14 protein-coding genes and 1 pseudogene are annotated in these 24,369 nt (G+C 66.2%); 10 read left to right on the top strand and 5 right to left on the bottom strand.

Annotation, left to right across the window (positions count from 1 at the left end; translation table 11 throughout):
• Positions 1-59: 59 nt before the first annotated feature.
• Together HG421_RS14605 and HG421_RS14600 are read left to right on the top strand one after the other, a co-directional pair.
• Complete coding sequence (locus HG421_RS14605) at positions 60-1,406, top strand: dicarboxylate/amino acid:cation symporter (RefSeq protein WP_169706990.1); 1,347 nt, start codon at positions 60-62, stop codon at positions 1,404-1,406.
• A 198-nt stretch (positions 1,407-1,604) separates the two neighbouring features.
• Positions 1,605-3,914: an NADP-dependent malic enzyme gene (locus tag HG421_RS14600; RefSeq protein WP_169706989.1), complete on the top strand. Its 2,310-nt coding sequence runs from the start codon at positions 1,605-1,607 to the stop codon at positions 3,912-3,914.
• Positions 3,915-4,069: 155 nt separating this feature from the next.
• Here the strand turns inward: HG421_RS14600 and HG421_RS14595 are convergent, their stop codons facing one another.
• Positions 4,070-7,432 carry a GH92 family glycosyl hydrolase gene (locus HG421_RS14595; RefSeq protein WP_169706988.1) on the bottom strand — a complete coding sequence of 1,121 codons (3,363 nt, stop codon included), beginning with the start codon at positions 7,430-7,432 and terminating at the stop codon, positions 4,070-4,072.
• A 291-nt stretch (positions 7,433-7,723) separates the two neighbouring features.
• Here HG421_RS14595 and HG421_RS14590 point away from each other — a divergent pair, with 291 nt between their 5' ends.
• The 6 genes and pseudogenes from HG421_RS14590 (at position 7,724) to HG421_RS14565 (ending at position 15,470) form a co-directional block, all read left to right on the top strand.
• Positions 7,724-7,921, top strand: a complete 198-nt coding sequence (locus HG421_RS14590; protein WP_169706987.1) for a zinc-finger domain-containing protein — start codon at positions 7,724-7,726, stop codon at positions 7,919-7,921.
• 9 nt (positions 7,922-7,930) lie between these two features.
• The gene (locus tag HG421_RS14585) at positions 7,931-9,043 is read left to right on the top strand and encodes a glycosyltransferase (protein WP_169706986.1); all 1,113 of its coding nucleotides are present in this window, start codon (positions 7,931-7,933) and stop codon (positions 9,041-9,043) included.
• On the top strand, positions 9,024-10,358 hold the full coding sequence (locus HG421_RS14580) for an O-antigen ligase family protein (protein WP_169706985.1): 1,335 nt from the start codon (positions 9,024-9,026) through the stop codon (positions 10,356-10,358). The genes HG421_RS14585 and HG421_RS14580 overlap by 20 nt, the downstream gene beginning before the upstream one ends.
• A 102-nt stretch (positions 10,359-10,460) precedes the next feature.
• Entirely contained in the window at positions 10,461-11,102 is a 642-nt protein-coding gene (locus tag HG421_RS14575; protein ID WP_248279385.1) for a hypothetical protein, read from the top strand.
• A gap of 13 nt (positions 11,103-11,115) precedes the next feature.
• Positions 11,116-14,148 (top strand): annotated as a pseudogene (locus HG421_RS14570) (phospholipase effector Tle1 domain-containing protein); the annotation flags it as partial.
• 869 nt (positions 14,149-15,017) lie between these two features.
• The gene (locus tag HG421_RS14565) at positions 15,018-15,470 is read left to right on the top strand and encodes an endonuclease (protein WP_248279384.1); all 453 of its coding nucleotides are present in this window, start codon (positions 15,018-15,020) and stop codon (positions 15,468-15,470) included.
• Positions 15,471-15,607: 137 nt separating this feature from the next.
• Here the strand turns inward: HG421_RS14565 and HG421_RS14560 are convergent, their stop codons facing one another.
• The gene (locus HG421_RS14560; protein ID WP_169706983.1) at positions 15,608-16,528 is read right to left on the bottom strand and encodes an LpxL/LpxP family Kdo(2)-lipid IV(A) lauroyl/palmitoleoyl acyltransferase; all 921 of its coding nucleotides are present in this window, start codon (positions 16,526-16,528) and stop codon (positions 15,608-15,610) included.
• A gap of 76 nt (positions 16,529-16,604) precedes the next feature.
• On the opposite strand from HG421_RS14560, the gene waaA reads away from it, so the two are divergent.
• On the top strand, positions 16,605-17,921 hold the full coding sequence (gene waaA / locus HG421_RS14555) for a lipid IV(A) 3-deoxy-D-manno-octulosonic acid transferase (RefSeq protein WP_169706982.1): 1,317 nt from the start codon (positions 16,605-16,607) through the stop codon (positions 17,919-17,921).
• A gap of 237 nt (positions 17,922-18,158) precedes the next feature.
• Here waaA and HG421_RS14550 read toward each other — a convergent pair whose 3' ends face one another.
• The 3 genes from HG421_RS14550 to HG421_RS14540 form a co-directional block, all read right to left on the bottom strand.
• Positions 18,159-19,532 carry a TolC family outer membrane protein gene (locus HG421_RS14550; protein ID WP_169706981.1) on the bottom strand — a complete coding sequence of 458 codons (1,374 nt, stop codon included), beginning with the start codon at positions 19,530-19,532 and terminating at the stop codon, positions 18,159-18,161.
• Between the two features lie 19 nt (positions 19,533-19,551).
• Entirely contained in the window at positions 19,552-20,208 is a 657-nt protein-coding gene (locus HG421_RS14545) for a protein-L-isoaspartate O-methyltransferase family protein (RefSeq protein ID WP_169706980.1), read from the bottom strand.
• A gap of 128 nt (positions 20,209-20,336) precedes the next feature.
• On the bottom strand, positions 20,337-20,990 hold the full coding sequence (locus tag HG421_RS14540; protein ID WP_169706979.1) for a TetR/AcrR family transcriptional regulator: 654 nt from the start codon (positions 20,988-20,990) through the stop codon (positions 20,337-20,339).
• 408 nt (positions 20,991-21,398) lie between these two features.
• Here HG421_RS14540 and HG421_RS14535 point away from each other — a divergent pair, with 408 nt between their 5' ends.
• Entirely contained in the window at positions 21,399-24,341 is a 2,943-nt protein-coding gene (locus HG421_RS14535; RefSeq protein WP_169706978.1) for a ligand-binding sensor domain-containing diguanylate cyclase, read from the top strand.
• The last annotated feature ends 28 nt before the right edge of the window (positions 24,342-24,369 follow it).

The raw sequence follows: 24,369 nt of genomic DNA, 5'->3' as shown, positions 1-24,369 counted from the left end.
CCAGAATGCCGGCACCGGGTACCTGCTCAGGCACCCCCCAGTTCCCTCGGAGTGGCGTCATGCACATCAGCAAGCCTGCCGGCCCGTTGCCGGCGTCCGTGCCCTTCTACCGCCAGCTGTATTTCCAGGTGGTGGTAGCCATCGTTCTCGGCGCCCTGTTGGGCCACTTCGAGCCGGCGTTTGCCGAAAGCCTCAAGCCGCTGGGCGACGCCTTCATCAAGTTGGTGAAGATGATCATCGCCCCGGTGATCTTCCTGACCATCGTCACCGGCATCGCCGGCATGACCCACCTCAAGACGGTGGGCCGGGTCTTCGCCAAGGCGATGACCTACTTCCTGTTCTTCTCCACGCTGGCGTTGATCGTGGGCATGGTGGTGGCGCACGTGGTGCAACCGGGTGCCGGCATGAACATCAACCCGGCCGAGCTGGACCAGAGCGCGGTCAACACCTACGTGCAGAAGTCGCACGAGTTGAGCCTGATCGGCTTCTTGATGGACATCATCCCGGCGACGCTGATCAGCGCCTTCGTCGATGGCAACATTCTGCAGGTGCTGTTCGTGGCGGTGTTGTTCGGTATTGCGCTGGCCCTGGTGGGTGAGCGTGGCCGCCCGGTGCTGAGCTTTCTGGAAGCGCTGACCGCCCCGGTGTTCCGCCTGGTGCACATCCTGATGAAGGCCGCGCCGATCGGTGCGTTTGGCGCGATCGCCTTCACCATCGGCAAGTACGGGGTGGAGTCGCTGGTCAACCTGGCCTGGCTGGTGGGCTCGTTTTACATCACCTCGCTGTTGTTCGTGCTGGTGATCCTGGGCCTGGTGTGCCGGTTCTGCGGCTTTTCGGTGCTCAAGCTGATCCGTTACCTCAAGGCCGAACTGCTGCTGGTGCTGGGCACCTCGTCGTCGGAGTCGGCACTGCCATCGCTGATGGAGAAGATGGAAAAGGCCGGCTGCGAGAAGTCGGTGGTGGGCCTGGTGGTGCCGACCGGCTATTCGTTCAATCTGGACGGCACCAACATCTACATGACCCTGGCGGCGCTGTTCATCGCGCAGGCGACCAATACCGAGCTGACCCTGGGGCACCAGATCGCACTGCTGGCGGTGGCCATGCTCAGCTCCAAGGGCGCTGCGGGCGTCACCGGTGCCGGTTTCATCACCCTGGCTGCGACGCTGGCCGTGGTGCCTGAGGTGCCGGTGGCCGGCATGGCGCTGATCCTGGGCGTGGACCGCTTCATGAGCGAATGCCGCTCGCTGACCAACTTCATCGGCAATGCGGTGGCCACGGTAGTGGTGTCGCGCTGGGAAAATGCGCTGGACCGCGACCAGCTCAAACTGGTGCTGGATGGCCGCTCGCCGCCGCTGCAGGCGCCGCCCGGTGCCACCGACGTCGTCGCGCCGGCCAGCGCACGCTGAGGTTTCCTACGGCCCTGTTCTCCGTCGGCGTTGCCGGCGGGGTGCAGGGCCGTTTTGCGTTGATCCGCTAGCAGATCGCCACGTGCGCTGCGTTGCAGCATGCAATCTCCCTGCCGCGCTGACAGCTGCGCGACAGGCCCTTGTTCAGGCAGGAGGGTAGAATTCAGTTCTCCTGCGCCTTCGAGACCCACACAGCCGATGTCCACCGACGACTTCAAACAGGCCGCCCTCGACTATCACCGCCAGCAGCCGGCCGGCAAGATCAAGGTCACCGCGACCAAGCCGATGCTGACCCAGCGCGATCTGTCGCTGGCGTACTCGCCCGGCGTGGCGTTTGCCTGCGAGGCCATCGTCGAAGACGCCACCCAGGCCAGCGAGCTCACCGCGCGCGGCAACCTGGTGGCGGTGATCAGCAACGGCACCGCGGTGCTGGGCCTGGGCAACATCGGCCCGCTGGCCTCCAAGCCGGTGATGGAAGGCAAGGGCGTGCTGTTCCAGAAGTTCGCCGGCATCGACGTGTTCGATATCGAAATCAACGAGAACGACCCGGACAAGCTGGTGGACATCATCGCCAGCCTGGAGCCCACCTTCGGCGGCATCAACCTGGAAGACATCAAGGCGCCGGAATGCTTCATCGTCGAGCGCAAGCTGCGCGAGCGCATGAACATCCCCGTGTTCCATGACGACCAGCACGGCACCGCGATCATCGTCGGCGCCGCCGTGCTCAACGCGCTGGTGGTCACCGGCAAGAAGATCGAAGAGGTCAAGCTGGCCACCACCGGCATGGGCGCGGCGGGTATTTCCTGCGTCAACATGCTGGTCTCGCTGGGCCTGAAGCCGGAGAACATCCTGGCGCTGGACCGCGACGGGGTGATCCACACCGGCCGCACCGACCTGGACCCGGACAAGCAGCGCTACGCGCGCGATACCGACAAGCGCACCCTGGCCGAGATCGTCGAGGGCGCCGATATCTTCCTGGGCCTGTCGGCCGCCGGCATCCTCAAGCCGGAGATGGTCGCCAGCATGGCGCGCCAGCCGGTGATCTTCGCGCTGGCCAATCCCAACCCGGAAATCACCCCGGAAGTGGCCAAGGCGGTGCGCCCGGATTGCATCATCGGCACCGGCCGGTCGGACTACCCGAACCAGATCAACAACGTGCTGTGCTTCCCGTACCTGTTCCGCGGCGCGCTGGACGTGGGTGCCACCGGCATCAACGAAGAGATGAAGATCGCCTGCGTCAAGGCGATCGCGGCGATGGCGCGGCGCGAGGCCTCCGACCTGGGCGCAGCCTATGGCGGCGAGACGCCGAGCTTCGGCCCGGACTACCTGATTCCGCGTCCGCTGGACCCGCGCCTGCTGGTCGAGCTGTCGTCGGCCGTCGCGCAGGCGGCGATGGACTCGGGCGTGGCCACGCGCCCGATCGCCGACATGGAAGCCTACCGCGACAAGCTCGGCCAGTTCGTCTACCGCACCAGCCTGATGATGAAGCCGGTCTACGACCGCGCGCGCGCCGACAAGCAGCGCGTGGTGTATGCCGAAGGCGAGGAAGAAGTGGTGCTGCGCGCAGTGCAGAACGTGGTCGACGAAGGCCTGGCCTTCCCGATCCTGATCGGCCGCCCGGACGTCATCGAAGCACGCATCGAACGCATGGGCCTGCGCCTGACCGCCGGCGTGGACTTCGAGATCACCAACATCCTCGACGACCCCCGCTTCAACGACTACTGGCAGTATTACCACGCGCTCACCGAGCGCCGCGGCGTGACCGTGACCGCCGCCAAGGAGCTGATGCGCTCGCGTCCAACCCTGATCGCCGCAGTCATGGTGGCGCGCGGCGAAGCCGATGCGATGCTGTCCGGCGTGGTCGGGCGCTTCCACAAGAAGCTGGGTTACGCACGCAGCGTGATTCCGCTGGAACCGCGGGTGAGCTCCACCTCGGCGATGACCGGCGTGATCAACCAGCTGGGCGTGTTCTTCTTCCTCGATACCCATGTGCAGGAAGACCCCACGGTGGAGCAGGTGGTGGAAGCGACGTTGCAGGCCGCTTACCGCCTCAAGCTGTTCGGCATCGAGCCCAATATCGCACTGCTGTCGCACTCCAACTTCGGCAGTCACGACTCGCGCGATGCACTGAAGATGCGCCAGGTGCGCGAAGCGCTGCTCAAGCGCAAGCCCGAGCTCAACATCGACGGCGAAATGCAGGGCGACACCGCCTGGGACGAGGCGCTGCGCAAGCAGATCATGCCCAACAGCACCTTGAAGGGCCGCGCCAACCTGTTCGTGTTGCCGAACCTGGAAGCGGCCAACATCGCCTACAACCTGGTGCGCGTGTTCACCGACGGCGTGGCGATCGGCCCGATCCTGATGGGTATTTCCAAGCCCGTGCACATCCTCACCACCAGCGCCACCTCGCGCCGGGTGATGAACATGACCGCGATCGCCGCGGTGGATGCGCAGATCCGCAGGCAGCGCGATGCCGAGAAGAGTGCCAGCGAAAAAAGCGGTAGCTGAGAAGCGCAAAAGTTGAAAGCGCAGCCGCTGAAACCGCAAACAGTTGCTGCGCTGCTCAAAGCCCCTCTCCCCCCGGGAGAGGGGTTGGTGTGAGGGTACGGTTCACCACCTCTGCTGACGTTGCAGCGCGACCGTACATTTCGACAGAGCCTCCTTCACCGCGCCACAGGCTCCGCCCCCAGCAGTTCGATCTCCGCCAGCTGCACCTTCGCCGGCGCACTGAAGCGCAGCCGATATTCCGCATACGCACCGGGCGCGGCAATACGAAACGGCCGCGTCTGCAACGGCCAGTCGAATGTCTCCCCACGGCGCTGATCGATGACCTTCCACGCGCCATCGGCCGTGCGCGCTTGCAAGGTCCATCCAGTTGCCGCAAGTGCCGCATGGCCATTGGTCAGCGTGTAGAGCGTCGGCGTGCCGCGCGCCATGCCGCTGAGTGTCAGCGTCGATGTCGGTGCAAGTGTGGCGACCGTCCCCGCATCGTCGTCATGCAACGCAGCCACGTCGCCACCATCGGCCAGCGTGATGCGCGCCGTGTCTGCGAGCACATCCCGCAACGGGGCAGGGCGCTGCCCCGCAGGGGTCAACGATGGCGGCACTTCATCCGGTCCGCTGCCCCAGCGCGAAGGCGCCGGCCCCATCTCGAAGTCCAGCCTTGCACCGTCGGCAATGGCCGCATGCGGCAACCAGGTCTTGCGCCAGGGTGTGCCGTTGAGTTTGAGCGATTGCACATACACATTCTGCGGCGAATTCTGCGGTGCATTGACTACCAGCGTCCCGCCATTGGGCAAACGCACGCTGGCATGCTTGAACAACGGCGAGCCGATCACGTATTCCGGCGCGCCCATGCGCAGCGGATACAGCCCCAGCGCGGCGAACAGATACCACGCCGACATCTCGCCATTGTCTTCGTCGCCTGCGTAGCCCTGGCCGATCTCGCTGCCCAGATACAGGCGCGCCAGGATCTCGCGGGTTATGCGCTGCGTTTTCCACGGCTGCCCGGTGTACAGATACATCCACGGGATGTGGTGCGCGGTCTGATTGCTGTGCGCATACATGCCCATGCGCACATCGCGCGCCTCGGTCATCTCGTGAATGGTGTCGCCATAGGAGCCGGCGAAGCGGGCTTGGGCGGTTTCGGGCGTGGCAAAAAACGTGTCCAGCTTCGCGGCCAGTGCGGCGCGTCCACCGTATAGCGCCGCCAGGCCCTCGCCATCGTGTGGTGCGGTGAACGCAAACGTCCATCCGCTGGATTCGGTGTAATCGTTGCCCCACACGCGTGGGTCGTAGTGCGCCGCATCCACGCGCCACGCACCCTCGGGTGTGCGGCCCTGGAAAAAGCCGGCTGACGGATCGAACAACGCCACATACCCGGCCGCGCGGTGACGAAAATACGCTGCCTCGGTCGCATAGCGCTCGCGCGCTGCCGCCGTTGTGGCCTGGTTGGACAACCCATCGGCCATGGCGGCGATGCCGAAGTCGTTGAGCGCACCTTCCATCGACCACGACATGCCTTCGTGCGTGTCGGTATCGGTGTAGCCGCGGAAGGTCGAACGCGCCATGCCCTTGCGCCCGACATGCCGGTCCGGCGCCACCACCGTGGCATTCTTCAGCGCAGCGGCATATGCCTCGGCCGGGTCGAAGCCGGCCACGCCCTTTCGCCATGCATCGGCAAATGCCACGTCCGAGCTGGTGCCCACCATGAGGTCTGCATACCCCGGCGAGGACCACCGCGCGATCCAACCGCCCGCCCGCGACTGCTCCACGAACCCCTGCACCAAGGCACCGGCGTCATCGGATGCAAACAACGCATATGCCGGCCATGCCGTACGAAACGTATCCCACAGCCCGTTGTTGACGTACACCCGGCCATCGCGGATCGGCGCGAAGCTGCGCACCGCGCTGCCGTCGATGTTGTCGTCCGACCAGCTGTTCTGGCTGGCGTAGCGCCAATCCGGCGCAGTCGCAGCGCCCACGTTTTCGTGCGCCGAGTTCGGGTACAGGTGCAGCCGGTACAGATTGGAATACAGCGTGGTCTTCTGGTCGGCCGTGGCATCGGGCACGTCGAAGCGCCCCAGTAACGCATCCCAGGCGTCCTGCGCGCGCGTGGCAACCTGCTCGAAACTCGCGTCTGCGGCAATTTCCAGCTCGGCATTGTGCTTTGCCTGATCCACCGAGATCAGCGAGGTGGCGATGCGCATCTGCACCTGTCGCGCGCTGCCGGCATCGAACTTGATCCAGCCGGTCGGGCGCCCGGTGGCGATCGCGCCACTGCTGTGCCAGGGCGTATCGAAGCTGGCATAGATGTACATGCGCGTGGCACCGGTCGATAGCCCGCTACGCACATCGGTGTAACCGGAAAGTGTCTGCGTTGCCGGATCCAGGCGCAGCCCGCCGCGCGCATCCACGTTGTCGAACAGCAGGTTGGCATCGCCCTGCGCGGGAAAGCGGAAACGGAACAGCGCCGCATGATCGGTGGGCGCAATCTCGGCATGGATACCGTTGCCCAGCTGCACTGCATAACGATAGGGACGCGCGACTTCGTTGGCGTGCGAGAACGCCAGCGCGCGTTTTCCGCGATCGGCTTCCGGCACCCCGGCAGTGAGCGAAGGCATCACCTGGAAGGTCTGCCGGTCGCCCATCCAGGGGCTGGGTTGATGGCTGAGAGACAGCGCCTGCAGGCGTGGCCGGTTATCGGCGCCGTTGCGTTCGTTCCAGCGATACAGCCAGGTCAGCGTCCCCGCATCGGTCACCGGCGTCCAGAAGTTGAATCCATGCGGCACTGCCGTTGCCGGGAAATTGTTGCCACGCGAAAACGTGCCATTGGATTGCGTGCCGCGCGTGGTCAACACCCAGTCCGAGGGACGTGCGGGCGGTGTCAGCGGCATCTCGGCCATGGCGATATCGTCGATCCAGCCGGCCGCGCGCGCGCCCGCAGGCGGCGCCACCTCCAGTTCGATGGCCACAACGCGCCGCCCGCGCAACCCGGCCACATCGCCCAGCCGCGCCTGCTTGCGTGCCCACTGCTGCGGATACAGCGTCTTCGACCGACCTTGCGCAGACGCACCCAACGCAACCCCATGCTGATCGCGCGCAGCGCTGGCGGACACGCGCGTGCCGTCATCCAGCAGCAGGTCCAGCGACACATAGGTGGAGGCCACATGATCGTTGCCCACACTTTCCGGCAAGACCATCCACGACAGCGTGGTGTGCGTGTCGATCGGAAGATCGGTGGTGAACAACGTGCGCCGCCCAGCTGCACCTTGCGTTGCATAACGCAACGCATGCGCTCCGCTGTAGCCGGCGTTCGGCTTGGCCGCATACGGCGCTACCGGTCCGGTGCCGATGGCAACCTGCACGGCAGTGTCCCTCACTTGCATTGGCAACGGGTCGCCGTCCTCGAACGCGTTCGCGAAGTGCGTTGCGGCCAGGGCCGGCAGCGCGGCGGTACAGAGCAGGGCAACGGCGATGGCGCGCGGCAGACCACGCGGAGGCAGCAGGACAACAGGCAAGGTCACTAGGTGGTCTCCTTGGGGCGCACGCGGTAGCACGTGCGCTGAGGCGATGCTGCGCCCGGTATGGTTCAGTCAGCCGGGCGGCAACACGCTGATCCCCGATGATAGGCGGCATGCCCGTTGCGATGTCGTTGCACTGCAGCGCCGCTGGAAGGTGGATGCGGCAAGCGCAGCGGCCTCGGCGATTGGATTGCAACCATCGCCCGCACAGCCCGGCGCAGCACGCGCAATGGGCCGATCACCACGCAGGCTGCTAGACTCTGCGTTCTGCCTTTGCCTTCCGATCGCACCGCCATGAGCCAGACCGCCACCGCGCCCGCCAATGCGCAAACGCGTTACACCGTGCACCGCAGCGACCTTCCGCTGAGCTGCCCGACGCCGCAGATGGCGCTGTGGAACTCGCACCCGCGCGTGTACCTGCCGATCGAGGACGAGCCCAACGGCGAAGCCAAGTGCCCGTATTGCGGCGCGTTGTTCGTGCTGGCCGACTGATACTGGCCGGTGCACCGCCTGACCGTGGTGCAACTGCTGCCGGCGCTGCAGTCCGGTGGCGTCGAGCGCTCCACCCTGGAAATCGCCGCTGCCCTGGTGCAGGCGGGGCATCGCGCCGTGGTCGTGTCCGCCGGCGGGCGCCTGGTCCAGCCGCTGCTGGACGCCGGGGGCGAGCATCTGACCCTGGATATCGGCCGCAAGTCCTTGTTGACGCTGCGGCATGTGGTCGGCCTGCGCCGGCTGTTCGCCGAGCTTGGGGCCGATATCGTGCATGCACGCTCGCGGCTGCCGGCCTGGCTGGGCTGGTACGCGCTGCGCGGCATGCCGGCAGCGACCCGGCCACGCTTTGTCACCACCGTGCACGGGCTCAATTCGCCCAGCCGCTACAGCGCGGTGATGACCTATGGCGAGCGGGTCATCTGCGTGTCGCGCACGGTGCGCGACTACGTGGGTACGCACTATCCGCACACCGATCCGGCGCGCCTGCGCACGATTTCGCGCGGCGTGGACATCGCCCAGTTTCCGCGGCGTCTGCAGCCGGATCGACGGGCACGCGCCTGGGTCCAGACCCTGTTGCCCGGCTTGCCGGCCGAGGCGCCCCTGCTGTTGCTGCCTGGCCGCGGTACCCGCCTGAAAGGGCATGCCGACGGCCTGCAACTGCTGGCCGATGTCCGCGCTGCCGGCGTGCCGGCCTGGCTATGGCTGCCCGGGGCGCGCGAGCCCGGACGCGAGGCGTATCTACGCGAACTGGAGGCCGAGGCGGCCCGGTTGGGGGTGGCCGAGGCAGTCGCGTTCACCGAGCCGACGGCGCGCATCGCCCACGCCTACGCCGCCAGCGATCTGGTGCTGCAGCTCTCGCGCAAGCCGGAGGCCTTTGGCCGCACCGTGGTCGAGGCCCTGGCCGTCGGGCGGCCGGTGCTGGGCTGGGCGCATGGTGGGGTGGGCGAACTGCTGGCCGAGCTGCAGCCCGGCGGCGCGGTGGCGCCCTTCGATGCCCAGGCCCTGTGCGCGCAGGCGCTGGCCTTGCTGCAGCAGGCGCCCGCTGCGCCGGCGGTGATTCCCTATACGTTGCAGGCCATGCAAGTGGCCACCTTGAAGGTCTATGACGAACTCCGCCGCTGACGCCATGGCGCGCGCGCCTGTGTTGAGCCCCGACGCCGGCCGCTGGGCGCCGCTGTGGGTACTCCTGTTCGTTGCGCTGTGGCCTACGCCGGGCCTGGCCGAAACGGTGCTGTCACTGGGCGCGGTATTCGCGGCGTACCGCTTGTTGCACGCGCGCTTTCGCGGCGGCACCGGCCTGCTCAGCGGTGCGGCCTGGGCGCTGACCAGCGTACTGTTCTTCGCCTACTGGCTGCCGCAGATGCTGTCGGCGTTCGATGCGGTGGATGCCGGGCGTGCGCTGCGCAAGTCGGCCACCGACCTGCGCTATCTGCCGTTCATGTGGCTGTGCGCGATTGCGGTGGCCAATGCGCAGCGCCGCCGCCGCACCTTCACCGGCCTGGCCGTGATCGCCGGGATATGGACGCTGGATGCGTTGATGCAGGCCGCGATCGGCAGCAGCCCGCTGTTCTTCGGGCTAAATCAGCTCAAGCAGCTGATCAGCGGGCATGGGCTATGCACGCCGCAGGAGCTGGCGCTGGTGGACCGCCTCAGCGGCGTGCTGGGGCCGTGCAATCTCAAGTTCGGGCAGACCCTGGCCAGCCTGTCGCCGTTCCTGTTGCTGGCGTTGGGGCGACGCAACGTCTGGGCCTGGGCAGGCGCAGCGGCGGCGGTCGGCGTTGTGCTGGTGTTGGCCGGGTCGCGCGCTTCGTGGATCACCTACGGCGTGATCGTGCTGCTGTCCGGCTGGCAGTTGCTGGGCGGTCGCCGCCTGCTGGCAGCGGCGGTGGTCGGCGTATTGCTGGCCGGCGGCGTGGTGGCGGTGGCGCCGCAGGCGCGCGAGCGTCTCCAGCGCACCGCGCTGGCGTTCGGCGGTGGCGAGCAGGGCGTGGATCAGGCCTTGTCCGGGCGCGGCCAGATCTGGGGCGCGGCGCTGTGCATGATCCGCGCGCATCCGCTCAATGGGGTGGGCGCGCGCGGCTTCCGGCAGGCCTATCCGGCCTGCAATCCGGCGCCGACCCAGGCGCCGGCCTGGGGCGATGGCCCGGCCTTCCACGCGCATCAGATCGTGCTGGAAATCCTGGCCGAAACCGGGGTGATCGGGCTGTTGCTCTGGCTGGCCGGCGCGGCGCAGGCCTGGCGTGCGTGGCGCTACTCGAGCGCTGCTGCGCGCGAGCAGGCGCGCCCGGCGATGATCGCGCTGGTGGCAACGCTGTTCCCGCTCAATACGCATCTGGCGTTCTATTCCAGCTTCTGGGGCGGGCTGAGCCTGATGCTGGCCGGCCTGTATGCCGGCGCGTTGCTCAACGACGACGCAGATCAGCCACCGCCGGGCTGATGCGTCTGCCTTCTGAGCGCGCATCTCGGTGGTCGATGGCGCCCGCTGCCCCGCAACGGGCTACCGGCGCAGGTCAAGCGCAAGCCCAAGCCAGCACCCTGGATGCAGCCGGTGCCACAGGGCCCTACACTGGATAACGAAGCGCCAGTGGCGCTGCATGACTCTCTCCCTGATCCTGGCGCCCCCGACATGTTCAACTTCCGCAATCCGTTCAAGAAGAAGCCGCGTGAGCCGTGGCCGCTGCGGTTCGATAGTTATTCGTTCGATGCGCGCTGCTATCACACCCTGCAATGCAGCATTATTTTTGATCGGCATCAGCATTCGCTCCATCTCGACAAGCCTTCTGGTGCCCCATACGCACCTGACTGGAAAGACGATTGGACTGGCGGCTTCGGCAGCACCGAAGAGTTCGAGAAACGCGGCTTTCCATCGACAGTCGATATCCGCTGGACGGCGATGGACGGCGTGGAGCGCTATGTCGAGATCGATTTCGAGAAGATCTTTCCGGGTCATCTCATCCTGCACAACGTCCCTAAGGAGGATGTTGATGAATTCTGGATGGTGTACGGATACTTTGCGGACGGACGTCACCGGGTTTATATACTGCTCGAAGTCAACGACCGCACGATCAATGTGTATATGCGAGCTGACATACTGACTAAGCATCTAGTCGATCCAAAGCATGATCCGCTCAAGAAAATCAGCCGCGATGAACTGATCCTCGCCTGGACCAAGACCCACTGACGGAGCATGCACCATGGACAAGAAGACCGTGCTGCAACTGGGCGAAGATGGCCTGCCGCTGGACGATGTGTCGCACTACGCTGCAACGCCGGAGCATCTGCAGACTTACGATCAGGCGGCGCAGGACCTCTACCGCTTCAAGGTGCCGCAGCTGTTCGACCGTACCGACCCGCACTCGTATCTGATCGTAGGCCTGATGGATGGCACAGGCAACGATGCCGACAAGGATCCGTTGCATGCCACCAATGTCGCGAAGTTCAAGGAGCAAATCAGAGGCCTGAAAGACGCTGGTGTAAAACGCATCGACTTCGAATACATCGAAGGCGCCGGCACCCAGGATCAGGTTCTGGCGCGCACGGTGGACGGCGCCACTGGCCGCACCAGCCTGGCGCGTGCAGAGGAAATGTATAAAGATTTAACAAAACGATCGCAGGAAATCTTCAAGGCCGACCCGCAAGCCAAGATCGCCTTCCACTTGGAGGGTTTCAGCCGCGGCGCCAGCCAGGTGCCGTTGCTGGCGCGCATGATCGATGGCCGCGGCATTCCCGATCCTTACAGCGGCATCGGCGGCGTTAGCGAAGACGGCCATCCCATCTACAACCGCTACCATCAGGCCCCTGGTCTGACGCCGATGAGCGTGGGCCTGTACGACCCGGTGCCCACCGGCTATATGGAGCTGTTCGACCGGCGCCTGCCGCCGTCGGTGGTGTCCGGCTTTCAGGTCACCGCCGCCGATGAGCGGCGCGGCTTGTTTCCGGTGGATCAGATCCTTCCGCAGGGCGTTTCGGAAGATGGGCGCTTTCTGCATGTCACCGTCGCCGGCGCGCATTCGGACATCGGCGGTAGTTATCTGCGCGGCGGGCTGGGCGTGCGCAGCCTCAACCTGATGACCGATTATCACAACGGCTTGCTCAGCGAACCGTTGTTGCCGCGCATGCACGAGCCGACCGATGCGCGGATGAATGTGCTGCACAGCTCCGAAGAAGGGAATGCCTTGTTTCGCGTGGCATCCAAGGTCGAGCGTGCCACGCTCGCCGGCCAGGTGCATCAACTCACAGCCGATAACGCGCGTTACGTGCCCCCAGGCGAAGTGGTCACGGTCCCTGCCCAAGCGCCCGAGCCGCTGCACGGCGCATTGGCGCCGATGGCAGAGGCCGCACGACCGGTACAACGTACCGCGCAGGTCGCCGATGCCGCGTTGACCGAAGGCGATGCATTGGCTGCACGCCTTGAGCGCAGTGGCAATGTCGCGTTCCGGCCTTATGCACCGACGCTGCTCGACCATCCTGGCGTGCGCGCCGCTGGCACGCTGGGCGTGGCCGCCACGCTGTACGAGGCACAGCAGTCCGGCGAGAAGATCGCCACGCTGCTTTCGCAAAGCAACCCGCTGGCCGCGCAATCGGAATTGGCGCATTTCGCCGGCCGCAACGTTGGTGGCTGGGCCGGTGGCACCGCAGCGGCGTATGCGCTGGGCGCATCCGGTGCCGGCCCGATGGCGCTGATCGCGGCCGATGCGTATTTCATGAGCAAGGCCGGCGAGAAGGCTGCCGAGTTGCTCGACAACCGCGCCATCTACACCCAGACCGACCGCGAGGGGACGCAATGGTCGTTCAACGGCACCGCGTGGGCGCGCGAGGGCAAGGCCGACACCACCAATGATGGCGTGGACAATCCTACCGCCACACCCATCGTCGCCAGCTACGAAAAAGCCCGCCAACTCAATTACCAGGCCACCAACGCCGCCGCCGCGCTGGCACTCAAAGATGCACCCGCACCGCAAAATCCGTATCGCCTGCCGGCCAGCGACACCGATCCGCCCAGCTTGAGCCCCGCCGACTGGGCGCGCGATCCCAACGACGGGCAATGGCGGCGCACGGTACAGAGCGGTGTGGTTGCAGACGCCGACAGCGCTGTCTATCGCACCGATATCGCACCGCCAGAGCGCGCGGCGGAACTGGACGCACAAGCGCAAGCGGTGATCGCCGGCAACATCGCCAACAGCCCCGGCGCGATTGCCGCGCGCTATGAGCTGGCGTATCAGCGCAGCGGCTGGGCGGCGGCTGGATTGCCGTTGTCGGAGGCAGTACGACAGGCATTACCCAATCCAGACACGTTGACCGCATCGGACGGCCAGCAGTATCGCCGCGCTGTCGACGGCCGCTGGGCCGGCGCCACCGGCCCTGCGACAGGCAATGTCGCTTTGGAACTGGACACCACCCGCGCGATCCTGCAGCCGGCACTGGCTGAGCATGCGCAGGCGGTGGCGGCCATCCAGCAGTCGCCGCCCTCGCCCCAGGATCAGCAGCGCGAACAAACGCTCTACCGCTATCGCATCGTCGGCACCGAACTGAAGCCGGAGTGGCGCGAGGCGATCGATCTGGCGACCACGCGCACGCGCGCAGCGCATGGCCTTACCGGCGATGGCTCGATGAAATTGCAACGCGGCCCCACCGGTGCATTTGGTGCCGATAGCCCCATTGCGCATTTTCAGCGCGATGCCGATGGGGTGGACCGTGTGGCCGCCGTGACCAGCAGTGAGGACATTCGGCAAGCCCTGCGCGAGGTGCAGATGCGCGGGCAAGACCTCGCACCCACCGCTGAAGCGTCGGTGCCACACGTTGCCGCAGGCCCCGCGCCGCCGTCGCAGCCCAATGACCAGCGCATTGCGCCAAACGCAGCGCCCGAGATCGCCACGCTCGCCACCGTCAACGTGCGTGCACCCGGGATCGACGTCGCGCCTGCGCCAGCCATCCAGGCTGCCGGACCTTCGGTTGCACCGCCGGCGCTAAGCACTGACACCCATGTGTCCAACACCGCCGGAGTCTCTGCCAGCTTGGCGCCCAGCGATCAGGGACGCCTGCAGCCTGGCGACCGTGGCACCGAGGTACAGGCGCTGCAGGCCAGCCTGATCCAGCTGGGTATCAATGAGCGGATCAAGACCCCGGTGGAAATCAATGGCGTCTACGACCAGCCCACCCAGCGCGGGGTGCAGGCCTTCCAGCTGATGCACGGCATGGACGAGGTCAACGGCATTACCGACCGCAGCACCCTGGCGGCGGTGCAGCAGCAGGCAGGCATTGCCATTGCCCAGCGCGAGGTGACGCCGCAACCTGCTGCTCCCGGGCTGCAGGACGCGCCGCACGCCGCGATGGCCGCACCAACCGCAGCCGGCGCATCTCCCGACCGCAGCCAACCCGACCTGCACGCGCAGCACCAACAACACGCACTGGACCAGCAACGCCAGTGGCAGCTGCAGCAGGAGCAAACGCTACAACAGGAGCGTGGGCGACTGAAGGAGCAGGAGAAAACCGAAGTGGCAAGGGGCATCGACAGCCCTCAGCGCAACCACACGTCGCCCGCACTGCGGCCCATGAGTGATCCCGCGCACCCCGGCCATGCGCTGTATGCAGACGTGAAAGATCGCCTGGAGGCCAAGGGCACGCCGCTGCCGGAGGATCGCCTGCACCAGGTCGCTACAGAGATGTACACCATCGGCTTCAAGCCGGACTGGCACGGGCGCGTGGATGTAGTCAACGACACCTTCTATGCGCAACACGCCACCGACCCCACCAAGCGGATGAACCTCTCGCTCGCCGAGCCTACGCCGTCGATCCAGGAATCGATGCAACAGGCGCAGGCCCACACGCTGGAGACCGCGCAGCGGCAGGCGGCAGCGCAAGCCAGGCAGGACCCGGTACCGCCAGGGCCGGTACTTGGATAGCCGGGTGATATTGAGGTCAGCCCTTGCATCGCTGCCGAGCATGGACGCTGGTTGCGCGATCCCTGCGCCACATCGAAAGTGCGACACTCCCCTCCGTGGTATGCAGATGCAGCCGAGCATGCGCGCACGCCAACCGGTATCGGCCAATGCGCTCGGCAAGGTTTGCAATGCTGGCAAGCAAGGAGCCCATGCCAGTGGCTGACAGCACATCTTGGATGCGACCTGAAGTGTCGGTACTGGGTCCTGAGTTCTTGGCTCTGGAGCGCGTGGACTGGCACAGTCTCCAACATGGGCCGGCGCTGGTCTATTTGCTTGCGCATGCACAATGCGAAACGTTCTATATCGACGTGGCAGACAGCATGAGCGCGATCGAAAAGATCACCAAGCGCTTCGCGCGGGACCAGAGCCAGGTCGTGCCAGAGAGTTGCGTGAGACCGGCTTTGCTAGTGTGGTTGCAAGCGTATGCCGACGTGGCAACGGCGCAGGCGCGGGCGAAGCAACTCCGCACCTGGCCACATGCCTGGCAGCGACGACTCGTCGAAACGCTGAATCCGGGTTGGATCGAGCTGTATGCCTACGCCTACGGATTGCCCATCCATATGCTGGCGGTGGTCGGCGAACACCGGGCTCGTCTGCCGTACCTATAGGTCGTCTTGCATGCATGTCTGCTGGAACGCCGCTTCGATATCGCTCCATTTCTGAATTCTGTCAGCGGTCGAGTCGAGTACCTGCTTGAAGATGCGCAGCATGGATGCGCTTACAACATGCTTCGGACCAATCCACATCACCGATAGAACGCGCTACGCCCGCCGGGCTGACGCTTGAAGCGGCGATGGATCCACAGGTATTGATCCGGTGCCTCGCGCACCATGTCCTCGATCGCCGCATTGACCTGCGTGGTATCGGCGATCACATCCTCTGAGGGAATGCCCGCCAGCGGCGGCGCGATCTTGAGGATGTAGCGGCCGCCTTCGCGGCGATGGAAGTACGGCACCACCGCGCAGCCGGTCAGCCGCGCCAGCTGATGGGTGGCGGTGATGGTGGACGCCGGGTGGCCGAAGAACGGCACGAACACGGTGTCCTTGCCGCGCATGTCCTGGTCCGGCGCGTACCACAGGAAACCGCCGCGCTTGAGGTGCTTGATGGTGGCGCGCAGATCTTCGTTGGCGAACATGTGCGTGGCATAGCGCAGACGCCCACGCTTGACCGCCCATTCGAACACCGGGTTGCGGTGCTTGCGGTACATGCCGGCCAGCGGCACGTGGTCGCAGAGCAGGCGCCCGCACATCTCCAGCGTCATGAAATGGCCGGAGACCAGCAGCACGCCGCGTTGTTGTTCCTGCAGCCGTTGCAGATGTTCCAGGCCTTCGATCTGTACCCCGGGGCGAATGGCGTCGATGCTGCCCCACCAGGCGCGCGCGAATTCGAACAGGCCCACGCCCAGCGCATCGAAACTATCGCGCAACAGTCGTGCCCGCCAGGCATCGTCCTGCTCGGGAAAGCAGAGCTTGAGGTTGACCTCGGCAGCGCGTCGGCGCGTGCCAGCCAGGCGCATCGCGATCCAGCCCACGCCGCGGCCCAATGCGCGCTGCAGCGTCCAGGGCAGACGCCCGGCCAGTACCATCACGCCCAGGCCAAGGAACATGGGCCAGTGCCTGGGGTTGCGCAGGGAGGGGCGGACGGCGACGTTGGCGGACTCGGACATGCGCCAATTCTAAGGGATCGCGGGTGCGCGGCAGCGTGCACATGCGCATGCAGGAGCGCTCCCGTATCCTGCACGGATGCGGAAAGACCCGATCGAATGGCTGTTGCGTGGGCTGTACTCGGCGCTGTTGTATCTGTTGCTGCCGATCACGGTGTACCACCTGGTGTGGCGCGGTTTCCGCGTGCGCGAATACTTCAATCGCTGGAACGAGCGCTATGCGTCGTACACGCATGCCTGCGGCCGCCCGCGCGTGTGGGTGCATGCGGTGTCGGTGGGCGAGGTCAACGCAGCCGCGCCGCTGGTCAACGCCTTGCGCGCGCAGCGGCCGGATATCCGTTGGGTCATCACCACCATCACGCCCACCGGCTCCGAACGCGTGCGTGCGGTGTGGGGCGATGCGGTGGATCACGTCTATCTGCCGTACGACGTGCCCGGCAGCGTGGGGCGGTTTCTCGAGCACTTCCGCCCGCGGCTGGCGCTGATCCTGGAAACCGAGTTGTGGCCGAACATGTTGTTCGGTTGCCGCGACCGCAAGATTCCGCTGTACATCCTCAATGCGCGGCTGTCGGCGCGCTCGTTGCGCGGCTATCGCGTGCTGGCGCCGTTGATCAGCCGCGCGCTGCGTACGGTGACCTGCGTGGCGGCGCAATCGCAGGACGATGCCGAACGTTTCCTCACCCTGGGGGCGCGGCCGGAGCAGGTGGTGGCGCTGGGTAATCTCAAATTCGATATCGCCGCGCCCGACCAATTGCAGGCACTGGTCACGCAGTTCCGCACCCATGTGCCGGCAACACGACCGGTATGGATTGCCGCCAGCACGCATGAAGGCGAGGAGGCTGCGGTGGCCGATATCCATGCGCGGCTGCTGGTCGAGTTTCCCGATCTGCTGCTGCTGTGGGCGCCACGCCATCCCGAGCGGTTTCCCAAGGTCGAGGCGTTGGCGCGCGAGCGTGGCTGGCGCGTGGCCACACGCAGGGTGCAGCAGTGGCCGCAGGCGCGCGACAAGGTCTTCGTGCTCGATACCCTGGGCGAGCTGATGAGTTTCTATGCATGCGCGCAGGTCGCCTTCGTCGGCGGCAGCCTGCAGCCGATCGGTGGGCACAACCTGCTGGAGCCGGCAGCCGTGGGCACGCCGGCGGTGACCGGCCCGCATCTGCATAACTTTTCGGAAATCTCGCGGCGCATGCGCGAGGCCGATGCGGTTGCCATCTGCGAGGACGCCGATTGCGTGTATCGCGATCTGGCCCGGTTGCTGGGCGATCCCGCACAGCGCGAGGCGATGGCGGCGGCGGGCCTGGCGCTGGTGGCCAATGGCAAGGGCGCGGTGGCGCGGACGCTGGTGCAGATCGCGCAGGATCTGCCGCCGGTGGCCACCGAGGGCGTGATGAGCTGAGGTTCGCTGCCTCTGCGCGCCGAAGCTGTGTCGAGCCAGATGCGCTGACCGGCGGAGTTCAAGGTGCAGTCTCGACGGCGCCGTGGCGTGAATCGCCGCGGCGCTTTATCGCGTGCATGTCATCGCACTGCGCGCTGGCGTATGCATCGCAGCCGCCGCACCGTGGTCTGCATCAGAGCGCAGTGCCCATGAAAAAAGCGGGCTTTCGCCCGCCTTCTCATGAAGTGCAATGCAGTCTTACTGCAGCGAACCGCTGCCTTGCAGCTTCGACTCGGCATCCTGCGACAGCAGACGATTGACGTCCTGCAGATCGGTGATGTCCAGCTTGCCGATGGCCTGACCCAGCAGCAGACGGTTCTGCAGGAAGGTGTAGCGCGACTGCGCGTAGTTCAACTGCGCCTGGAACAGCGTGCGCTGGTTCTGCACCACGTCCAGCACGGTGCGGGTACCGACCTCCAGGCCGACCTGCGATGCGTCGTAGGCCGCCTGCGCGGAGACCACGGCCAGGCGACGCGCTTCCACTTCGCTGATACCGGCCACCACGGTCTGGTAGGCATTGCGCGTATTGCGGTCCAGCGCGCGCTTCTGCTGCTCGTAGGTGTCCTGCTGGATATCGCGCCGCGACAGCGCCTGACGCACGGCCGATTGCGTGGCACCGCCAGCGAAGATCGGGATGGACACGCTGATGCCGACCGAATCGGTATCGATATCGCGGCCCTGCGTGGTGAACACGCCGCTTTCAGCGGCGCCGGTACCCCAGCTATTGCTACGGCCAATGCTGCCGGTCAGGCTGACCGTGGGCAGGTGACCTGCACGCGCGGCATTGACCTGTGCCTCTGCTGCGCTGACCTGTAGCTGCTGCGCCTTCAATGCCGGGTTGTCGGCGATCGCGCTGGCGACCAGCTGATCCACATTGCTGTAGGCGGCAGGCACTTCGGGACGGAAATCTTCCGGCAGCGCGCGCAGGCCCACTACCGGTTGGCCGGTGAGTTCGGTCAGTGCCTGGTAGTAATCCTTCAGCGTGTTGCGTGCGTTGATGGTGTCGGCGCGTGCCTGGTCGTACTGGGCGCGGGCTTCGTGTACGTCGGTGATCGGCGCAAGGCCCACTTCAAGGCGCTTGTCGGCGTAGTCGAACTGCTTCTTGGCCGCCGCTTCGTTGGTTTCTGCAGCCGCCAGCGATTCGATACCCACCAGCACCTGGAAATACGCTGCCGAGGTGCGGGTGATCAGGTCGTTGTTGGCCGACGCGAGCGTGAAATCGGCCGCCTTGGCCACTTCGCGTTGCGCACGCAAGGTGGCGAACTGCGACCAGTTGAAGATCGTCTGCGAGCCTTGCACCTGGGTGGAGCGCGACGAGGTGGTGATACGGCCATCCTGGCCTTCGATTTCGCGGTGCGATTTGCTGTAGTCGTAGCCACCGTTGATCTGCGGCAACAACGCCGCACGCGCCTGCACTTCGCCCTCCCGATTCACCAGCCGGGTGGACTCGGCCACGGCCAGCTGCGGATCGCCGTTGCGGGCCATTTCGTAGACCTGCAGCAGATCGGTGGCATGCGCTGCCATCGGTGACAGGACGGCGGCCAGGGCCAGGGCGAGGGATCGGCGGATCATCGGGGAGCTTCCTTGGGAATCAGAATTGGAATCGGGGCGTTGGTGCGGCGCCCTGGAGATAGGCGAGGTCGGTTTCGAACAACGATTCGATGCGCGGGGCGTTGACCTCGCCACGGACCAGGACCGCTTCCATGACCGGATCGTGACCGCGGACGACGAACAGCCGGCCATTCGGGCGCAGCCACTGCAGCCACTGGGCAGGCAGCGTATCGACCGCGCCGGTCACGCAGATGGCGTCGAAGCGGCGCTCGCTCTGCCAGCCGAAGACATCGGCGGTTTCGATGCGCACGTTGCTGCCGAGGCCGGCAGTGTCGAGATTGGTGCGTGCCGCGGCGGCCAGCGCCGGGTCGATCTCCAGGCTGACCACTTCGCGGGCCAGCGCGGCCAGGCAGGCGGTGGAAAACCCGCTGCCGGTGCCGATTTCCAGCACGTCTTCGCCCGGCTGCAGATCCAGCGCCTGCAACATGCGGCCTTCGACCACCGGCTTCATCATCTTGTGGCCGGCCGACAGCGGAATCTCCACATCGACATAGGCCAGGGTCTTGTAGGCCTCCGGCACGAAGGCTTCGCGCGGCAGGCGCGCCAGCACGTCGAGCACGCGCAGGTCCAGCACGTCCCACGGCCGGATCTGCTGTTCGACCATCTTTTCGCGGGCCTGGGTGAAATCGATCGTCATGGTGCGGTTATCCAACGCGGTGGGGCGAGCATTTTACCGGTGCACGGGGCAACTGGTGCATCTAGCATCGCTGCGCACCGATCACCGGCGCAGTGCCGGAAGTCATCGCCACCAAAGGCCGGGGGCAATCAGCGCGGCACATACGCCCTCAGGAAGAAATCCACGCTGGAATCGATGTGCTCGTTCACCTGCGCCTGCGTGGGCTGGCCGTGCAGGCCGCACATCATCAGGGCGTACAGCTCGCCCTTGAGCAGGCTGAAGAATTGCGAGGCGGCGCGCGGCAAATCGGCAATGTCCAGCTGGCCATCGGCCACGCGCGCGGCCAGGAAGGCCGCCAGCGCCTGCTGGGTCCGCTTGGGGCCGGCATCCCAGAACATCTCGCGCACATGCACGTCGCCGGTACCCGGCGCCATCATCATGCGGTGGGTGGAGATGGCCGATTCGGTGCTGACCATGGCGAAGAACGCATGGGCGATCTCGATCAACTGGTCGCGCAGCGCGCCCTTGGGCGCATGATCGAACAGGTCGTCGGGCATCATCTCCTGGCACTGCGCACGGATCGCCTCGGAAAACAGGCTTTCCTTGTCGCCGAAGTGGCTATAGACGGTGAGCTTGGAGACGCCAGCCAGCGCGGCGATCCCATCCATGCTTACCCCGGCATAGCCTTGCTCCATGAACAGCGTACGGGCCGCCCCAAGAATGGCGGCGCGTTTCCCAAGATCCTTGGGACGCCCAGGGCCGTTGCTCCTGGCCTTGGACTTGAGTGGGGGCGAGCTGGACATGCGGTCAATACTAGACCATCGGGTTCTATATTTATACTCGGTGGGCTGAATGCATCAGCGCCGCTGCCAACGCCCTGCGGGCGCCACCACCGTTCGCCCGGTGGATGGCACCCCGGAAGATCCCGTGCGATCGCCGCCAGCCGCGCCGTCTTTACGCTGGCCCGGGCATCGCCAATAGTGATTGTCTATCACTTGTTCCTGCGGATGCGCCCGGTGTCATGGTGCGCCCGGCAGCTGTGGGGGATGTACCTAGGGCAGCGATAAAACCCCGGTGCTAGATTGGCCCGGCGCCTGCCCGTGCATACCGGCAGGCATCTCCAATGGCACGGACGAGGGGAACGGGGGAGCGTGGACAGGGTGGGGGGGCAACCGCAGGCATCCAGCCTCCGCGGCACACGCGTGCTGCGGATGGCGATTGCGTGGCTCTGGTGCGTGGTCTGCTGCGGCCTGCCCGGCATGCAGCCCGCCGCCGCGCAGCCGCTGGAGCACACCGCCTACCACACCGTCACGCGCTGGAATATGGACGACGGCCTGCCGCACAACCTGGTGCATGCGGTGGCCCAGGGCGAAGACGGGTTGATCTGGCTGGGAACCTGGGAAGGCGTGGCGCGCTTCAACGGCCGCGATTTCACCGTGTACGACCGCCAGAACACGCCGGGCGTGGAACTGGGCGGCGTGTTCGTGGTGCTGCGTGACAGCGCGGGCGGCATGTTGTTCGGCACCGCCTTCGACGGCGTGTATCGCTACAAGGACGGCAACTGGCAGCAGCTGGGCGATGCCTCGGCACGCCACTTGGCGGTGAGTGCCCTGTTGCGCCGGGCCGATGGCGCGCTGTGGGTGGGCACGCCGCAGACGCTGTACCGGATCGAGCCGGACGGGCGGCTGGTCGATGTCGGCCGCCAGTCCGGCTTGCCGCGCGCGCGCATCACCGCCTTGTCCACCGACGACACTGGCGATCTCTGGGTGGGCACCGAAGCCGGGTTGTTCCTGCTGCCGCGTGCCGGTGGCCCGGCGGTTGTCTGGGGCCAGGAGCATGGGATGCGGAATGTGCCGGTGCGCCGGCTTGCCAACGATCGCCAGGGCGGCTTGCTGGTCGCCGGCGACGACGGCGTGTGGTGGTGGAGCCGCGGCGGTGGGTTGCAACGGTTTCGTCAGGGCCAGCGGGTGGATGCCTTGTTGCTGGATCGGCGCGGACATCTGTGGATGAGCATGCCCAGCGGTACGCTGGTGGTGCACAGCGGCGCGGGCGTGCCCGATGAGCAGGTGTCGATCTCCGGGGTCGCCAGCCCGGCGTTGCTGGAAGATGCCGAGGGCCTGATCTGGGTCGGCAGCACGCATGGCCTGTTCCGCATCGCCGAAGGCGCCGCGCATGGCATCACCCAGGACGACGGGCTTGCCTCGGATTACGTGCGCACGGTGTTGCAGACCAGCGACGGCACCGTGTGGGTGGGGAGCGCGGTGGGCCTGGATCGCTGGCGCGATGGCCAGATCAGCCGTGTGTCGCTGCTGCCGACCGAAGGTGGCCGCGTGCTGGAGCAGTCGGTGCTGTCGCTGGCCGATGCCGGCGATGGCGGGGTGTGGGCCGGCACCTATAGCCAGGGGGTGCTGCGGCTGGATGCGCAGGGCAAGGTGGTGGTGCGCATCGGTGCGGGCGATGGGCTGCCGTCGCTGTCGGTGCGTGCGGTGCTGCCCGATGGCGAGGATCTGTGGATCGGCACCACTGGCGGGTTGGTGCGCTGGCGCGACGGCAAGGCACGCCGCTACACCGCAGCCGATGGCGTGCCCGACGGGTCGGTGCAGGCGTTGTATCGCGATGCGCAGGGCATCGTGTGGATCGGTACCGACCGCGGCATGACCGGGCTGTCGCCGGGCGGCAGCACCCGTGCGTGGCTGGGCGAGCAGGATTTCCCCGGGCAGAACGCCTTCGACTTCCTGCGCGATGCGAGCGGCGATCTGTGGATTGCCAGCGATCGCGGCCTGCTGCGCTTGCGCGGCGAGCGCTTCCAGGTCTACGACCACCGTGTCGGGCTGCCACGCGACAAGGTGTTTCGCGTGATCGACGACGGCCGCGGCTATCTGTGGCTGTCGAGCAACCATGGCGTGTTCCGCATCGCCCGCAGCGACTTCGACCAGATCGATGCCGGCACCCGCCAGCAACTGAGCGTGGAGGTGGTGGATCGCAGCGATGGCATGCCCAGCAACCAGGGCAATGGCAGCAGCGCACCGGCCGGCTGGCTGACGCTGTCCGGACAGTTGCTGTTCCCCACCTCTGCCGGTCTTGGCGTGATCGATCCGGCGCGGGTCGGCACCTTGCAAGGCCATCGCGTGCCGATCGTGTTCGAACGCCTGCTGGTCGATGGCATGGTGCAGCCGCTGAGCGGCCAGCATTTGCTGGGCGCGGAAACCCGGCGTATCGCCATCGGCTATGCGGGCCTGAATTTTCGCGGGCCGGACAAGGTGCGTTACCGCTATCGGCTGGAAGGCTTCGATCCTGACTGGGTGGACGCCGACAACGCTACCGAGGCGGTGTATACCAACCTGCCGCCGGGCCGCTTCCGCTTCCGCGTGCAGGCGATGTCGTTGCCGGTGGATTGGCGGCAGACTGCCTTGCTCGGGGAATCGAGCCTGGTCATCACGCTGGCACCGCCGTGGTGGCGCCGTCGCGAGGTGATCGCGCTGGGCGTGCTTGCGCTGGGCAGCCTGATCTACGGCTTTTACCTCTGGCGCACGGCCAGCTACCGGCGCCGTCAGCGCGAGCTCAATACCGTGATCGACCGACGCACCCGCGAATTGAGCGACAAGAATGTCGCCCTGCAGCAGGCCAGCCAGGAACGCGAGGCGTTGATGCGCCAGCTCGAATACCGTGCCAGCCACGACGTATTGACCGCGCTGCCGAACCGGCGCGAGGCCGAGCGCGTGCTGCAGCAGTGGTTCCAGCAGGCGCGCAGCGGCGGCGCCACGCTGGCGTTGGCATTGATGGATATCGATCACTTCAAGCGCATCAACGACGAGTACGGCCACGACGTGGGCGATGCGGTACTCAGCGCGCTGGGCGAGGCGTTGAGCGACCAGGATCAGGCGCAGTGTTTTGCTGCGCGCCATGGCGGCGAAGAGTTCCTGCTGGCCACCACCGGGCTGGATGCGGCGCAGGCCCGCGCGCTGTTCGAGCAGATGCGGCAGCGCTTGGCAGCGATCGAAGTGCAGGCCCAGGGCATCGTGGTGCGGTGTACCGCCAGCATGGGCATGGCGATGAGCGACGAAGCGCCCACCCGGCGCGAACTGCTCGCGTTGGCAGACCGCCGGCTGTACCAGGCCAAGCGCCAGGGGCGCGATCGGCTGGTCGATCAGTAGCGGTGCGCTCGATCATGCCGCAACCTCG

The organism is Xanthomonas campestris pv. badrii (assembly GCF_012848175.1).
Lineage (GTDB): Bacteria > Pseudomonadota > Gammaproteobacteria > Xanthomonadales > Xanthomonadaceae > Xanthomonas > Xanthomonas campestris_C.
Note: the sequence above shows the minus strand (reverse complement) of the source record. Positions and strands in the feature narration are given on the sequence as shown.

What these genes read in the sequence shown, in the direction of transcription:
- HG421_RS14605 (WP_169706990.1), top strand. Translation starts at nt 60, where the DNA reads ATGCACATCAGCAAGCCTGCCGGCCCGTTGCCGGCGTCCGTGCCCTTC.
- HG421_RS14600 (WP_169706989.1), top strand. Translation starts at nt 1,605, where the DNA reads ATGTCCACCGACGACTTCAAACAGGCCGCCCTCGACTATCACCGCCAG.
- HG421_RS14590 (WP_169706987.1), top strand. Translation starts at nt 7,724, where the DNA reads ATGAGCCAGACCGCCACCGCGCCCGCCAATGCGCAAACGCGTTACACC.
- HG421_RS14580 (WP_169706985.1), top strand. Translation starts at nt 9,024, where the DNA reads ATGACGAACTCCGCCGCTGACGCCATGGCGCGCGCGCCTGTGTTGAGC.
- HG421_RS14575 (WP_248279385.1), top strand. Translation starts at nt 10,461, where the DNA reads ATGCAGCCGGTGCCACAGGGCCCTACACTGGATAACGAAGCGCCAGTG.
- HG421_RS14560 (WP_169706983.1), bottom strand. Translation starts at nt 16,528, where the DNA reads ATGTCCGAGTCCGCCAACGTCGCCGTCCGCCCCTCCCTGCGCAACCCC.
- waaA (WP_169706982.1), top strand. Translation starts at nt 16,605, where the DNA reads ATGCGGAAAGACCCGATCGAATGGCTGTTGCGTGGGCTGTACTCGGCG.
- HG421_RS14550 (WP_169706981.1), bottom strand. Translation starts at nt 19,532, where the DNA reads ATGATCCGCCGATCCCTCGCCCTGGCCCTGGCCGCCGTCCTGTCACCG.
- HG421_RS14545 (WP_169706980.1), bottom strand. Translation starts at nt 20,208, where the DNA reads ATGACGATCGATTTCACCCAGGCCCGCGAAAAGATGGTCGAACAGCAG.
- HG421_RS14540 (WP_169706979.1), bottom strand. Translation starts at nt 20,990, where the DNA reads ATGTCCAGCTCGCCCCCACTCAAGTCCAAGGCCAGGAGCAACGGCCCT.
- HG421_RS14535 (WP_169706978.1), top strand. Translation starts at nt 21,399, where the DNA reads ATGGCGATTGCGTGGCTCTGGTGCGTGGTCTGCTGCGGCCTGCCCGGC.